The organism is Crocosphaera sp. UHCC 0190 (genome assembly GCF_034932065.1).
Lineage (GTDB): Bacteria > Cyanobacteriota > Cyanobacteriia > Cyanobacteriales > Microcystaceae > UHCC-0190.
This window is the reverse complement of sequence record NZ_JAYGHP010000003.1, coordinates 55751-69875: the sequence shown is the minus strand read 5'-3', so window position 1 is coordinate 69875 and position 14125 is coordinate 55751. Positions and strand designations below refer to the sequence as shown.

At 36.6% G+C, this 14125-nt stretch carries 12 protein-coding genes and 1 pseudogene; 8 read left to right on the top strand and 5 right to left on the bottom strand.

Annotated features, from left to right (window positions below; all coding sequences use genetic code 11):
* The first annotated feature begins 23 nt into the window (after nt 1–23).
* The 3 genes and pseudogenes from tumA (at nt 24) to VB715_RS05745 (ending at nt 4030) form a co-directional block, all read left to right on the top strand.
* Nucleotides 24–254, top strand: coding sequence for an antitoxin TumA (gene tumA / locus VB715_RS05755; RefSeq protein ID WP_323300246.1), 231 nt, complete (start codon nt 24–26; stop codon nt 252–254).
* 1 nt (nt 255) lies between these two features.
* Nucleotides 256–492: pseudogene (locus VB715_RS05750) on the top strand (DUF4351 domain-containing protein); the annotation flags it as partial.
* A gap of 22 nt (nt 493–514) precedes the next feature.
* Nucleotides 515–4030, top strand: a complete 3516-nt coding sequence (locus tag VB715_RS05745) for an Eco57I restriction-modification methylase domain-containing protein (RefSeq protein ID WP_323300244.1) — start codon at nt 515–517, stop codon at nt 4028–4030.
* A gap of 120 nt (nt 4031–4150) precedes the next feature.
* Here the strand turns inward: VB715_RS05745 and VB715_RS05740 are convergent, their stop codons facing one another.
* Nucleotides 4151–4939: an ABC transporter permease gene (locus tag VB715_RS05740; RefSeq protein WP_323300243.1), complete on the bottom strand. Its 789-nt coding sequence runs from the start codon at nt 4937–4939 to the stop codon at nt 4151–4153.
* Between the two features lie 210 nt (nt 4940–5149).
* Between VB715_RS05740 and VB715_RS05735 the strand changes: the two genes are divergently transcribed.
* On the top strand, nt 5150–6391 hold the full coding sequence (locus VB715_RS05735; protein ID WP_323300242.1) for a bifunctional oligoribonuclease/PAP phosphatase NrnA: 1242 nt from the start codon (nt 5150–5152) through the stop codon (nt 6389–6391).
* Nucleotides 6392–6807: 416 nt separating this feature from the next.
* Here VB715_RS05735 and lspA read toward each other — a convergent pair whose 3' ends face one another.
* From lspA to bioB, 3 genes are read right to left on the bottom strand one after another with little or no spacing between them, the layout of a single operon-like run.
* Complete coding sequence (lspA, locus tag VB715_RS05730) at nt 6808–7281, bottom strand: signal peptidase II (protein ID WP_323300241.1); 474 nt, start codon at nt 7279–7281, stop codon at nt 6808–6810.
* Nucleotides 7282–7334: 53 nt separating this feature from the next.
* Nucleotides 7335–7976: a biotin transporter BioY gene (locus VB715_RS05725; RefSeq protein WP_323300240.1), complete on the bottom strand. Its 642-nt coding sequence runs from the start codon at nt 7974–7976 to the stop codon at nt 7335–7337.
* On the bottom strand, nt 7939–9045 hold the full coding sequence (gene bioB / locus VB715_RS05720) for a biotin synthase BioB (RefSeq protein ID WP_323300239.1): 1107 nt from the start codon (nt 9043–9045) through the stop codon (nt 7939–7941). Before bioB ends, VB715_RS05725 begins: the two co-directional genes overlap by 38 nt.
* A gap of 138 nt (nt 9046–9183) precedes the next feature.
* On the opposite strand from bioB, the gene VB715_RS05715 reads away from it, so the two are divergent.
* From VB715_RS05715 to cobT, 4 genes are all read left to right on the top strand, one after another.
* The gene (locus VB715_RS05715; protein ID WP_323300238.1) at nt 9184–9498 is read left to right on the top strand and encodes a hypothetical protein; all 315 of its coding nucleotides are present in this window, start codon (nt 9184–9186) and stop codon (nt 9496–9498) included.
* Between the two features lie 110 nt (nt 9499–9608).
* Entirely contained in the window at nt 9609–9950 is a 342-nt protein-coding gene (locus tag VB715_RS05710; RefSeq protein WP_323300237.1) for a hypothetical protein, read from the top strand.
* 52 nt (nt 9951–10002) lie between these two features.
* Nucleotides 10003–11481 (top strand): glycolate oxidase subunit GlcD, encoded by a 1479-nt coding sequence (gene glcD / locus VB715_RS05705; protein ID WP_323300236.1) that lies wholly within the window; start codon nt 10003–10005, stop codon nt 11479–11481.
* 67 nt (nt 11482–11548) lie between these two features.
* Nucleotides 11549–12643, top strand: coding sequence for a nicotinate mononucleotide-dependent phosphoribosyltransferase CobT (gene cobT, locus VB715_RS05700; RefSeq protein WP_323300235.1), 1095 nt, complete (start codon nt 11549–11551; stop codon nt 12641–12643).
* 23 nt (nt 12644–12666) lie between these two features.
* Here cobT and VB715_RS05695 read toward each other — a convergent pair whose 3' ends face one another.
* Complete coding sequence (locus VB715_RS05695; protein ID WP_323300234.1) at nt 12667–13944, bottom strand: MgtC/SapB family protein; 1278 nt, start codon at nt 13942–13944, stop codon at nt 12667–12669.
* Nucleotides 13945–14125: the final 181 nt, after the last annotated feature.

The following is a 14125-nucleotide window of genomic DNA, read 5'->3' as shown; positions in this document are numbered from 1 at the left end:
AATTGCAGATAGGGAATAAAAAAATGCGTAAACAGACTATTCAATATACATCATCCTTAGATGCTTTAATTGCTGTTACGAAACGACTTAGTTTGTATGAAAATCAACATCAAATGAACTCTGAAGATTTTTATCGCCAGTACAATCAAGGAATATTATCAGATGATGTCACTTTTATAGAATGGGCTAATGATTATCGTCATTATCTTGCCTTGCATCAAGAATTAGAACAACGATTAAACAATGTTGCTTAAATTATTAGAGGACATCATGAAAGAATCTGTTATTTATCAAGAGATTGAAGCACAAGGAAAGCAAAAAGGAGAAGCTAACCTAGTTTTACGCCAACTTAATCGTCGTATTGGTGAAGTTTCTGCGGATTTTGTGACTCAAATTCGAGGGTTATCTGTTGAACAATTAGAAAATTTAGGAGAAGCTTTATTAGACTTTAAAACTGAGGCAGATTTAAAACAATGGTTTCTTGAAAATTAACAATTAACAATTAAAAACTACAATGAAATTAAACCGTCAACGAGTGCAGAAATACCTCAAAGCTTTTGATTTTGAATCCTTATTTATTGAGGAATTATTTTGGGATAATGTTGATATTTCTATTCCTCCTATTATTATAGATAAAGACTCATATTCTTTACAGGCGATCGCTCAAAAACGTGGGTTAGTTATTTACGCTTGTCTGACAGAAAATGAACCTATACCCCCTCAAAACAGTCGTCAACGAATTGATACAGAGGTCACTAAATATACCCATGAACATCTGATTATTTATGGTTGTTTAAAGTCGGGTCAACAAGTTTGGCAATGGGTAAAACGAGAGGGTGAAAAACGTCCTATTCTCAAAGAAACCAACTTTAATATCAAACAGTCGGGAGAGTTATTAATTCAGAACTTAGAAAAGATAGCGGTTTCTTTAGAGGAGGAAGAAATCATTAATTTACCTGAAATGACTCAACGGGTTAAGAAAGGGTTTGATATTGAAAAAGTAACTAAGGAATTTTTTGGTAAGTTTCAACAAAAGCATTTACAATTAGTTGGTTTTATTGAAGGAATTGATAATAATAAGGATGCGTCTTGGTATGCTTCTGTTATTTTAAATCGTTTGATGTTTATTTATTTCCTGCAAAAGAAAGGGTTTTTAGATGATGGTAATACGGATTATCTGCAAGATAAGTTAGATGAAAGTGAACAAAAAGGGAAAGATTTATATTATCAAGAGTTCTTAAAAAGTTTATTTTTTCAAGGGTTTGGTCAACGAGAAGAATTAAGAAGTGATGCAGTTAATCAATTAATTGGTAAGATTAAATATTTGAATGGGGGCTTATTTTTACCTCATTCTATTGAAGTGAAATATCAGGATAAAATTAAGATAGCGGATCTGGGTTTCACGGAAATCTTTAGTTTATTTTCTAGTTATACTTGGCATTTAGATGATAGACCAACGGGTAAAGATGACGAGATTAATCCTGATGTGTTAGGCTATATTTTTGAGAAGTATATTAACCAAAAAGAATTTGGTGCTTATTATACTCGTCCCGAAATTACTGAATATTTATGTCAGCGTACTATTGATAAATTCATTGTAACACAGGCTTCTAGCCTGTTATCTTCTTCTAACAACCAAGATGGTTGTGTTACTGATAATTTAGATAACAACATCTGTAATCTATTGTTAGATGATATTTTACCTAATCTTTCAATTTTAGATCCTGCTTGTGGAAGTGCGGCTTTTTTAGTCGCTGCTTTAAAGCATTTAATTAGTATTTATACCAGCATTTTTGATTATATTAAACAGTCTGGAGATGAAAAAAATAAAACCCGTTTACAAGAAATTATGACTCGTCATCCTTCTTTAGAATATTATATTAAAAAGCGTATCATTACCAATAATTTATATGGTATTGATATCATGGAAGAAGCGACGGAAATTGCTAAATTACGTCTCTTTTTAAGTTTAGTTGCTTCTGCGAAAACAGTGGATGATTTAGAACCCTTACCTAATATTGATTTTAATATTATGGCAGGTAATTCTTTAATTGGTTTAATTCGTGTTGATGGTAATGCTTTTGATAGTATTAGTAATAAAAAAAATAAGTCTTCAAATGTTAACGATGAAAGCACTCAAATTAATTTATTAGAACCTACTTTTATTCAAGGAAGTTTATTATCTCAGCTTGCAGCATCAGAATATGAACGTATTTTGAAAGAGAAAAATGAGAGTATTCGTAAGTATAAAGAACACGCTTTTTTGCAAGGAGAAGTAAAGGGAACGTCTCAAACTGATAGATTACAAATGTTGAGAGATCATATTGAAAAAGTTAACCGTGAATCTATCGCTAAGTTAAATCAATTATTATTAGATGAGTTTAGCATTAAGTTGGGGATTAAATATGAGGAAGTACAACTTAAAGGAAAAGCTAAAAAGCGTCTTTTAAATATTGCAGACATGGAAGCGTTAAAACCCTTTCATTGGGGTTATCATTTTGATGAGATTATTGATAGAGGAGGATTTGATATCATCATTACTAACCCTCCTTGGGAGATTTTTAAACCCCAAGCAAAAGAGTTTTTTGCAAGTTATAGCGACTTGGTGACTAAAAATAAGATGGATATTAAAACGTTTGAGAAACAACAGAAACAACTCTTAGAAAATGCTGAGGTTGCTAGTGCATGGTTAGACTATCAAAGTCAATATCCTCATGTGAGTTTATATTATCGCAGTGCGGAACAATATCTTAATCAAATATCAGTGGTAAATGGCAAAAAACAGGGAACAGATATTAATTTATATAAGTTATTTTTAGAACAAACGTTTAATTTATTACAATCTCATGGACGTTGTGGAATTATTATTCCTACAGGAATTTATACAGATTTAGGGACAAAACAACTTAGAGAAATGTTATTTTCTCAAACTGAATTAGGAAAATTATTTAGTTTATCAAATGAAAGATTTATCTTTGAAGGGGTTGATCATCGCTTTAAATTCTGTTTATTAGATTTTGAAAAAGGAAGTCAAACTTCTTCTTTTAAAGCTATCTTTCGCATAGATCCTAGAGAAGCAATAAGAAAGGAAGAATTAGGTCAATTTCTTAATGATGAATCGAAATTAGTTGATATTGATATTAATCTCGTTCGTCAATTATCCCCTGATTCTATTTCAGTGATGGAGTTTAAAACAGATTTAGATATTACTATCGCTAAAAAGATGAGTCAGTTTCCTTTATTGGGGGAACAAATAGAAGACACATGGAATTTAAAATTAACCTCAGAATTTCACATGACTAATGATAGTCATTTATTTAAAACTGAACCAGCAAAAAGAAGATTACCTTTATATGAAGGAAAAATGATACATCAATTTACTCATAATTATGCACAACCTCGTTATTGGATAGATGAAGCAGAAGGAAGACAAACTGTATTAGGTAAAAAAGGCGTTGATAAGGGTCAAATATTAGATTATCAGTGTTATAGATTAGCTTATCGTGCTATTGCAAGGAATACAGATCAAAGAACTTTAATTTTTTCAGTAATTCCACCCTGTTTTACTGGTAATTCTCTAAATATTTCAGAAAGTTTAGAGCATAAATATCAATTATTGTGTGTTTCTTTTCTTAATTCTTTTCTAGTTGATTGGTTGTTAAGACAAAAAGTATCAGCTAATATTAATATGTTCTATATTTATCAATTACCCGTTCCCAGACTAACAGAAAAAGATGCTTATTTTAAGGAAATTGTAGAACGTGCAGCTAAACTAATTTGTACGACCCCAGAATATGACGAATTAGCCCAAGAAGTCGGGTTAGGTAGTCATAAAAATGGTGTCACCAGCGAAACAGAAAGAGCCAAATTACGGGCAGAATTAGATGGAATGATAGCCCACTTATACGGGTTAAATGAAACAGAATTTAGTCATATATTAAACACCTTTCCCATTGTTGCTGAGGAAGTTAAACAAGATGCTTTGATGGCGTATCGAGAATATTTTGTTCTACCGAACTTAATCTGCTAAACTAATAATTAATACCAAATCCGGTTATTAAAGTAGGTTAACGTAGAGACGTTGCCTGCAACGTCTCTACGGGGTTTTGTCTTTAGAGTTAAAGTCTATTATTCAGCAAACCCTAATTAACTATGCTCCCATGCCTGAATATTGTTTTAATCCTAATTTCCATAACCAACGATTAAGAATAGCAAAAATTACTATCCAACCGAACATAATCAAAAAACCACTCATTATATTAACCGGAAAATCAAGCAATAAAGCCACAGGAAAATAAACAGTATAAGGAAAAGGTGTCCACATAACAATATCACGGACAGTAGAGGGAAAAACATCTAAAGGTGCCGCGATCCCTGATAAAAATATATCAAATAAGAACCAAAATTGTTGAATAGCAGTTGCTCTTTCTGTCCAAAAAGCACCCATGGCAAAGGTATATTGAATTAAAAATCGTAAAGTAAAAGCCATTACCATCGTCATTAAACATAGAAGAATATTGAGGATATTGGGTATCCAAAAAGCTTGGGGATAAAGAGCAAAAAATAAAACTGTGAGAAAAATAGCTAAAGGAAGACGAGTAAATTTTTCAGCAATATGTCTAGCTATATGATGCCATGCCGGATCAAAAGGTTGTAATAATTTAAAAGATAATTTTCCTTCAATAACTTCTTTTTCAAAATCCCAAATCACCCAAACATTAGTAAATTGACGAATTTGGAAAACAGCAAAAAAATAACGAGCAAATTCCGTCGCACTTAAGACAAACTTTCCCCCTTGGGCAGCCTCTACCCAAACCCCCATTAAAATAATAGGCAGGGAACCCGATAAAACCCATAAAAAAATTTCTGCCCGATACTCTAACATATTGGCATAATAAACCGAAAGAATAGTCAAGACTTTTTTAATAAACCACTTCATAGTTAAAAACAATCTAGAGGAGATATAATAATAATAAGTAGAGTCATTCATAAAGTAGTCAAATATACGGTTAATCTCCTTAGATAACTTTTACACTTCATCAAGATAGTCCTTTCCACATTTTATTGAGGAGATGGTAAACTTTAACCCCAAGTTATCTAAATCACAAAAGTCAATCAACCCAATCATCGTTTAATCAAAGCCTAGCAGATGAAAGCAACCTTACTTACTCCTACGGGGAATAATAACTCACCCACCAAATTACCATCCGCCTTAAATAAAGTAGAAGACGAGAATGGGACAAATACTGTCCCAGAAAGTGGAAAGGGGAGTCAATGTCTATCCTTGGGGAAACTAGCACAAAAGCTACAACAAACCTTAGAATCTCACCGTGGTGAGCGTCATATCGTCGTTATCCAAGATTTTCCTGATCCTGATGCCCTTTCTAGTGCCTGGGCTTATCAATTGATGGCTCAGCCTTATGAGATTGAATGTGATATCGTTTACGCAGGTACCCTTTCTCACCAAGAAAATATTGCCCTTGTCAGACTGACAGGTTTACCCGCCAAACGGTGGAGTGTCAGCACCCTAAAAGAGCGGGATCTCTCCATTTATCAAGGTTGTGTCTTAGTAGACTCTCAGGGCAATACCAGCCAATTAATGCCCTATGTTAAACAGGCAAAAATCCCCATTGTGATCGTGGTAGATCATCATACACAACAGGGTAACATCAACGCCGAATTTATGGATTTGCGTCCCAAAATTCGCGCCACCGCCACCATTATCGCCCAATACCTACAAGCAGGGCTATTAGACTTTAATAGTAATAACCCCACTCATGTCAAGTGTGCTACAGCGTTGATGCACGGTATTCGCTCTGATACCAATGGGTTATTACAAGCACAGGAAGAAGACTTACTCGCTGCGGCCTATTTATCCCGTGTTTATGATCCCCAATTACTCAATTCAGTGCTACAATCAGCGCGATCGGGTCGGGTAATGGATGTGATCGAGCGATCGCTGAAAAACCGTTTCATTCAAAACAATTTCTCCATTGCGGGGGTGGGTTACTTAAGATATGAAGATCGAGATGCCATTCCCCAAGCAGCCGATTTTCTAGTAACTGAAGAGAATATTCACACCGCCTTGGTTTATGGTATTATCCATGACCAAGAGCATGAAATTGAAGTAGTGATCGGTTCTTTACGCACCAATAAACTCACCCTAGATCCCGATGAATTTCTCAAAGAAGCTTTAGGAAAAGATGCTCAAGGGCGTTATTATGGTGGCGGTAGAGAGATGGCTGGTGGCTTTGAGATTTCCATGGGCTTTTTTGGCGGCGGCAATGATGACAGCGATTATACTAAGTTGAAATGGGAATTAGTAGATGCCCAAATTAAACAAAAACTCTTGCGTTTAGTTAATCCTAAAAATCAAGTCATTCATGCTTAGATTTTCATAAAATTCTCACAAAAAACATACTTTAGGATTTAGAAAAATTGGCTACCTATTTGGGGAGCTTTTAAGGTTTTTAGCAGGGCTATTTCATTCTTTTGAAATGCTCGTAGGCTGAAGCCTGGAGCGATAGGAACGAAGCCTGCCTAGGCAGGCTCAAATATTAATAATTTGTCGGAATAGCCCGCGCAGGCGGGCTTTGTTCCTATAGCCCAACCCTTTAGGGTTAGGGCTGAAATATGACTTGAACAATCTGTGTTACCCTCAGATTTAAGTGGGGAAAGGTGGGGGAGACGAGGGAATTATCATCATTAAACTGGTTTACTTGGTATTCCCCATCAATTAAATTGAACCATAATTCACCTCTTTAGCTGGTTACTATATTTTAGCAGGAGGCAGGAGGCAGAAGATAACTAATGAGATGATTTCGGAGAAGACTGAGGGGGAAAACTCGCAATTAAGAGAAAAACAATACCAATATTAATAAAAACATCAGCAAAATTAAACACCGGAAAATTAATTAAACGAAAGTCTAAAAAATCTACCACATAGCCAAACAAAAAACGATCCAACCCATTGCCTAATGCACCGGATAAAATAAAACCATAGCCTAATTGTTCCGTTACCCTCATTTTTTCTCCCCACCAAGCAAAAGACATTAATGCTAAACTCACCCCTAAAGAAAGCCAACGCAACCATTTAGCTCCTCCGGTAAAAAAACTAAAAGCTGCCCCTGTATTAACGACATAGGTAATATGAAAAACCCCTGACCATAAAGGTAAGGTATCTCCCATGTCAGGAAATGATTGTACTACCCAATATTTAGTGATTTGATCGATAATTAAACCCACCAAACCTACTAGCCAAAACCACCGATTTTTTTTCATAAATCTTCACCATCAATGGGATTTTTCTTGAGCCTTAGTTTATTTAGATTTAGTTAATAAAATAAAATTTGACGTAAAATAAAAGCAATAATTGCCATGGCACAAACAATCACAAATTGACCAGGAATAGGCTGTACAGAATAATTAATAATCATCTCGAATAGACTGTTATGAGGAACAGTTATAGGGCTTAAAAAAGACAAACCAACTAAATAAATTAAGCCACAAAGATGAATCACTAACAACCCACTCAGTCCACCGATGGCCAAAGATTCTAATTTTGTCCTAGTTTGAAATGCCATCCAACCACAAAGCCAAGCCCCAGGCATAAAGCCTAAAATATAACCAAAACTTGGTTGCTGCCAATAATCTAAACCCCCGCCTTGAGCAAAAACAGGATGCCAAAATAGCCCTAAAAATACATAGGCAACTTGAGCGAGTAACCCCGCATTTTTCCCTCCCATACACCCCGTTAGGAGTACAGCCCCAACTTGAAACGTGACCCCAAGGGGTAAAGGATGAACCCCTTGTTCTGACCAAGTCCAGGGCATATTAGTAACGAAAGCTTCAACAAAGGTGCTGAAAACTGTTAATAATAAGCCGATTATCGCCCAAAGAAATTCATTGGCAAAAGACACCGTTGATGAGGATTTTTGATTAGTGAGCGGTTTTGTTCGTTTGCGTTTGATATTCACCAGGAATTGGAGCTTCACCCCCGTGCAGTCCTAAAGATTCTAGCATTGCGTGATCTTTTTCTGGGGGTTGTCCCAGGGTTGTAAGGTAATGTCCAATCAGCATAGCATTAATTCCTGATTTTAACCCTAGACTCTGTAATTCTCCCATAACAGCCTCTCTGCCCCCGGCATACCGGAGAATTTGCTCAGGTAGGATAAAGCGGAAAATGGCGATCGCCTTCAATGCCTCAAAGACATCTAATTTTGGTAAATGGCCCAAAGGGGTTCCTTCTCTGGGGTTGAGGAGGTTAATGGGAACGGAGTCTACTTCTAATTCCCGTAAGGATAAAGCGAGATCTACCCGATCTTCCCAGGTTTCTCCCATGCCCATAATACCGCCTGTACAGGCTTGTATTCCGGCAGCTTTGAGGTTTTTGACGGTTTCCACGCGATCGCCCCAGCTATGGGTGGTTACGATGTCGCTGTAGAAGTTTTCTGAGGCTTCTAGGTTATGGTTATAACGGGTAACTCCTGCTTCTTTCAGTTCCTGTGCTTGTTCTAAAGTAACTTCTCCCAAGGCGCAACAGGGCTTAATATTGGTTTCGCGGGTTATTTGTCTTACTGTTTCTAATATTTGCTCAAATTCCCCTGATTTCGGGCTACTATACTTTGGCCCCCGTCCCTGACTGACTAAACAAAAGCGTTTTGCTCCTGCTTCTTCTGCTGCCTTTGCTTGGGCGAGAATTTCCTCTGAAGATTTTAACCCATAGATGGGGGAGTCTTCCCCTTGATGATGGACTGACTGGGAACAAAAACGGCAATTTTCCGAACAATTACCCGATTTAACGTTAATAATGCTACATAAATCCACCACATTACCGCAACAGGCTTGACGAATTTGATCTGCTGCTTCACACAATAATAAAATGTTGTCTTTGCCTTCTATTTGGGTGAGGGTTAAGGCTTCAGTTTTGTTGAGGCGATCGCCATTGATAATTCTTTGTACAATTGATTGTAACCAGTCCTTTAATTGGGCTGTTTCTTGCGGTGGGGACTGAGTTAGAGGGGGTGAGACGGATATTTGAACCACGATAGTCTTACCTGATGCTGTTTAGAATCATGTGCATTGTATCATTTTAGGGATTTTAACTAGGGTTAACAGCAAGAAATCTTTAGGAATCAAGATACAATGACTATAGAAGATGATCGCAATTCAACCATATAGATAATGTCCAACACACCAATACAAGTAACAACGGATCTGGGTCAAGTCTTAGGACAAATAAATCAGAAGCTTGACAAGATAGATGCGCGTCTTAATAATTTGGAAGTGGGGCAAGCTCGTTTAGAAGAAAAAGTAGAAAGTATTGATAAACAATTAACAATGATTGATAAAACAATTGACAAAATTGAGTTAGAACAAAAAACGTTAACCACAGATATTGCTGATTTAAAAGGAGCTAAATCTTTAATAATTCCGATTGTTGTTGCTGTATTAACCAGTTTGATGACTCTTTTAATTAGGGCGATTCCCAGTCCATAAAAATTATAAAATAAACAACAGAACCGCTATGGATAACCGATAATTAAAGTAAGTCCTCTAAAGGCAATTGGGGAAGATCTAAAAACACTATCTAATTGGAGAATAACATTATGTCTACTGTTACTGAATCTGACATCAAAGAATTAAAGGATTTGATCAATAGTCGTTTTGATCGGTTAGAAAAAGAAGTGAGTGATGTCAGGGTAAGCTTGGGCAAAGAAGTAAGTGATTTAAGAGTAAGTTTGGGCAAAGAAGTCAGCGATTTAAGGGTAAGCTTGGGCAAAGTTGAAGGCAGTTTACAGAATCAACAGCAATTTGTTCAAAAAATCCCAGATTTAGCAGAAAAGGTAGGAGAACTGAAAAACTGGCGACAAATTGTTATTATTGTTTTAACTGCCCTCATTAGTGGTTCAGTAACTTGGGTAATTCGAGGGGGAACTCTCAAACCTTAATAGCAACAGCGTAACTATCATCATTCAAATAGAGAAACTAATAACCACAATTATGCTATTTAATCAAATTCTCAACGATACTGATAAAAAATGGAAACCCATCATCAAAGCATTAGAAACAGCCATCGGCAAAGATGGGGTAATTCGTCGCAAAGAAGAACTTTTAACCTATGAATGTGATGGGTTGACTAGCTATCGTCAACGGCCTGCAATTGTTGTTCTTCCTCGCACCACTGAAGAAGTGGCCGCGGCCGTTAAAATCTGTCATGATTATCAAATTCCTTGGGTTGCGAGAGGCGCAGGAACAGGGTTATCCGGTGGTGCTTTACCTGTAAAAGATTGCGTCTTAATTGTAACAGCCCGTATGAACCAAATTCTTGATATTGATTTAGAAAATCAACGGGTAATTGTGCAACCTGGTGTGATTAATAATTGGGTAACACAAGCGGTTAGTGGGGCGGGTTTTTATTATGCTCCTGATCCTTCAAGTCAAATTATTTGTTCAATTGGCGGCAATATTGCGGAAAATTCTGGGGGTGTTCATTGTTTAAAATATGGGGTAACAACTAATCATGTTTTAGGCTTAAAATTAGTGGTTCCTGATGGGTCAATTATTGATGTGGGGGGTAGCATTCCTGAGATGCCTGGGTATGATTTAACGGGGCTATTTGTGGGTTCTGAAGGCACATTAGGTATTGCCACAGAAATCACTTTAAAGATTCTGAAAACCCCTGAAGCAATTTGTGTCTTATTAGCGGATTTTACCAGTGTAGAAGCAGCCGGACAAGCAGTAGCTGATATTATTAGTTCAGGGATCATTCCTGCGGGGATGGAAATTATGGATAATTTCTGTATTAATGCGGTGGAAGATACGGTTAAAACGAACTGTTATCCGAGAGATGCGGCGGCTATTTTATTAGTAGAATTGGATGGGTTACAGATAGAAGTCTCCGCAAATAAAGAAAAAGTTGCTCAAATTTGTCGTCAAAATGGATCACGAGAAATTACCTCAGCCAATGATTTAGAAACCCGTTTAAAATTGTGGAAAGGGAGAAAGGCGGCCTTTGCTGCGGCGGGAAATATTAGCCCTAATTATTTTGTACAAGATGGGGTTGTTCCTCGCACACAATTAGCCAATGTTTTAGAAAGAATTAACCAATTGGGTAAGGAACATGGTTATCGTATTGCTAACGTTTTTCATGCAGGAGATGGCAACTTACATCCTTTGATTTTATATGATAATTCTATTCCAGGACAATGGGAAGAAGTGGAAGAATTAGGGGGAGAAATTCTTAAATTGTGTGTGGAATTAGGAGGCAGTTTATCCGGTGAACACGGTATTGGGGCTGATAAAAATTGTTATATGCCCTATATGTTTAATGAGGTAGATTTAGAGACAATGCAATGGGTGAGAAATGTCTTTAACCCTGATAATTTAGCTAACCCTGGTAAATTGTTTCCTACTCCTCGTACTTGTGGAGAAGCTGCTAATGCTAAAATGGCCAAGTTTAAAGGTGTAAATTTATATTAATATTTATCAAATTATATAAGGGCGAATGGTATTCGCTCCTACGGTTTAATTACTATCAAATAACTATATGATTCGTATTTATACACAGAAAGAAATAGGTCAAAAATGGTTAAATAACTATCAAACTTTTTCACCTATTTTTGCTTGTATTTTAGGCTTTACTGAGACTGGTTTAATACCAGGAATTTCTGCCGCAGGAGCAACCCCTGAAGCGAGGAAATATACAGCGATCGCTGATGCTGAATTTTTAATCAATGGCATACAATCTCATTATCAATATCCTCTACCCTCTTTAAATGAAGGGGTTTCTCCTGTTTTTATTACTCGCGCTGTGGTGGAATCTTTAAACATTCCAATATACTTATTCAATGCAGGATTACTTTATCTTCCTTCTGTTCCTTATATCGATTTAGGGGGCATTCCTGCTAACTGTTTAACGACTGGAAATGCCTTGCCTTTAGACATAGTTTATCATCTCTTTCAAAAAGGTTTAGACTGGGGAAAAAATCTAGGAAATAATACACAAAAACAATATTTAATTCTTAGTGAATGTGTGGTTGGCGGAACCACAACTGCTTTAGCAATTCTCACAGGATTAGGCATTCAAGCAACAGGAAAAGTTAACAGTAGTCATCCTAATTGTAACCATCAACAAAAAGAATTAATTGTTAAAAAAGGACTAGAAAAAGCTAATTTAAACACCATTAATCCCTTTAAATTAGTAGCTGCTATCGGTGATCCAATGCAAATTGTTGTAGCAGGAATGGCTATCGCAGCAAGTCAAACAACGGGCGTTTTATTAGCAGGAGGAACCCAAATGTTAGCGGTTTATGCCCTCATTAAAGCGATTCTTAAAAGTGACCAAAATAAAGCTGATTTAGAGAATATTGTGGTCGGAACAACCCGTTGGGTAGCAGAAGATCCCACAGGGGATACAGTCGGGTTAGCAGAGTCGATTGGCGATGTTCCCCTATTAGCAACTCAACTCAGTTTTACTCAGTCTTCTTATCCTCAATTACAAGTATATGAACAGGGTTATGTTAAAGAAGGGGTAGGGGCTGGAGGAGCGGCGATCGCGGCTCATTTATCTTATCATTGGACTCAGGAAAAGTTATTATTAGAAATTGAAACTTTATTGCAAAAATTTTCCAAAAGTTTGTAGGGGCGAACGGCCGTTCGTCCCTACTAATTATGAATAAAAATGATGGGAATTAAGCCAAGAATAGCCAAAGAAAGTAACAAAAAAAAGCTTTGTCTTCCCGTCGGTTGATCGCCGAAACTCATGGCATAGATCCCTTTAATTAAATTATTACTAGCCGCAGCAATTAAAATCGCCCCACTTGCGACAGATAAAGACGTAGATTGACCGGCTGATTGAGTAATTCCTAAAATGAAGGGATCGACATCTGTTACTCCCATAATTCCCCCCAAAACATATAATCCACTACTCCCTAAATACAACGCGGTATAATGGGTAACAATGACCATAACCACAAATAAAAAAGCAAACAAAAAAGCTGCTTTTAATTCTAAAGGATTTCGAGCAGAATAACTTTTTTTTTCTTCAGAAGGTGTTACATTTGTATCTTTTTTTGATGACCAAAACCATCCAACTACTACCGCAACTACAGCCAAAAAGCCAAAGGGTAAAGTTAATTCTTTCCCCAAATTCTGATTAAATAAATTAATAAGAATAGCTAATCGTATATACATGATTCCAGAAGCCATAAGAATTCCTCCTGCGTAGCGATGAGGGGAATGAGTGCGGGTTGATTGTTTAGCTAATGCTACGGTAGTTACTGTAGAAGAATAAGCCCCCCCTAAAAGGGCAATTAATGCAATACCGCCCCGATTTTTGAAAACCTTTTGTAACAGAAAACTGCCATAGGAAATGCTACTAACTGCTACTACAATTAACCAGGTTTTAAAGGGATTTATTTCAAATGTACCGAACGCTCGGTTAGGAAGAATGGGAAGAATAACTGCTGTCAGAAAAAGAAATTTAGTAAAAGTTAAGATATCTTCAGAAGAAAATCTATGAGCTAATCCTTCCAGCATTGATTTTAATTCTAGTAGCAGCAAGCTGATAATTACTAAAGTTGAAGCTATCCAAAATTGCTCATGATAGACTAATGCACCGACAACGTAGGTGGCTAAACCGGCCATTTCATTCGTTAACCCTGAGTCTTGAGAAGACTGCATTTTGTGCCAGTAAGACAACATCATTAAACCACCAATAACAGTAAAACCTGCGGCAAGAGGTAACATTTGTCCACTAGAAAGGGAGGCCATACTATAGCCAATTAATCCAATTAAAGGATAAGTACGAACCCCACCAAAAGAGTATTTACCAGAAATTAACTTCCATTCTTCTCGTTCTAAACCAATGAGAAATGAAAGAAAAAAAACTAGCAAAATTTTAAATACTTCAGGAGAAATTACGTTAGTTATTTGTGCAATCATATCTCCTCCTGTATTATTAAGTACATAATATTAAGACTTTTTCCGATCTCGACTTTGAGAGACTAATTGCTGAATACTCTCTATGGTAACAATTCGTCACTGAAAATCATCATTACCCCTAGCATCATCTTCAAACCATCGCTAAACTGTAAGATGATCTTGCTCACGCTCAACTTTCTGC

Coding starts and splice junctions, on each gene's coding strand:
- cobT (WP_323300235.1), top strand. CDS start 11,549: ATGATTCGTATTTATACACAGAAAGAAATAGGTCAAAAATGGTTAAAT.
- VB715_RS05745 (WP_323300244.1), top strand. CDS start 515: ATGAAATTAAACCGTCAACGAGTGCAGAAATACCTCAAAGCTTTTGAT.
- VB715_RS05710 (WP_323300237.1), top strand. CDS start 9,609: ATGTCTACTGTTACTGAATCTGACATCAAAGAATTAAAGGATTTGATC.
- glcD (WP_323300236.1), top strand. CDS start 10,003: ATGCTATTTAATCAAATTCTCAACGATACTGATAAAAAATGGAAACCC.
- VB715_RS05735 (WP_323300242.1), top strand. CDS start 5,150: ATGAAAGCAACCTTACTTACTCCTACGGGGAATAATAACTCACCCACC.
- VB715_RS05715 (WP_323300238.1), top strand. CDS start 9,184: ATGTCCAACACACCAATACAAGTAACAACGGATCTGGGTCAAGTCTTA.
- tumA (WP_323300246.1), top strand. CDS start 24: ATGCGTAAACAGACTATTCAATATACATCATCCTTAGATGCTTTAATT.
- VB715_RS05695 (WP_323300234.1), bottom strand. CDS start 13,944: ATGATTGCACAAATAACTAACGTAATTTCTCCTGAAGTATTTAAAATT.
- VB715_RS05740 (WP_323300243.1), bottom strand. CDS start 4,939: ATGAAGTGGTTTATTAAAAAAGTCTTGACTATTCTTTCGGTTTATTAT.
- lspA (WP_323300241.1), bottom strand. CDS start 7,281: ATGAAAAAAAATCGGTGGTTTTGGCTAGTAGGTTTGGTGGGTTTAATT.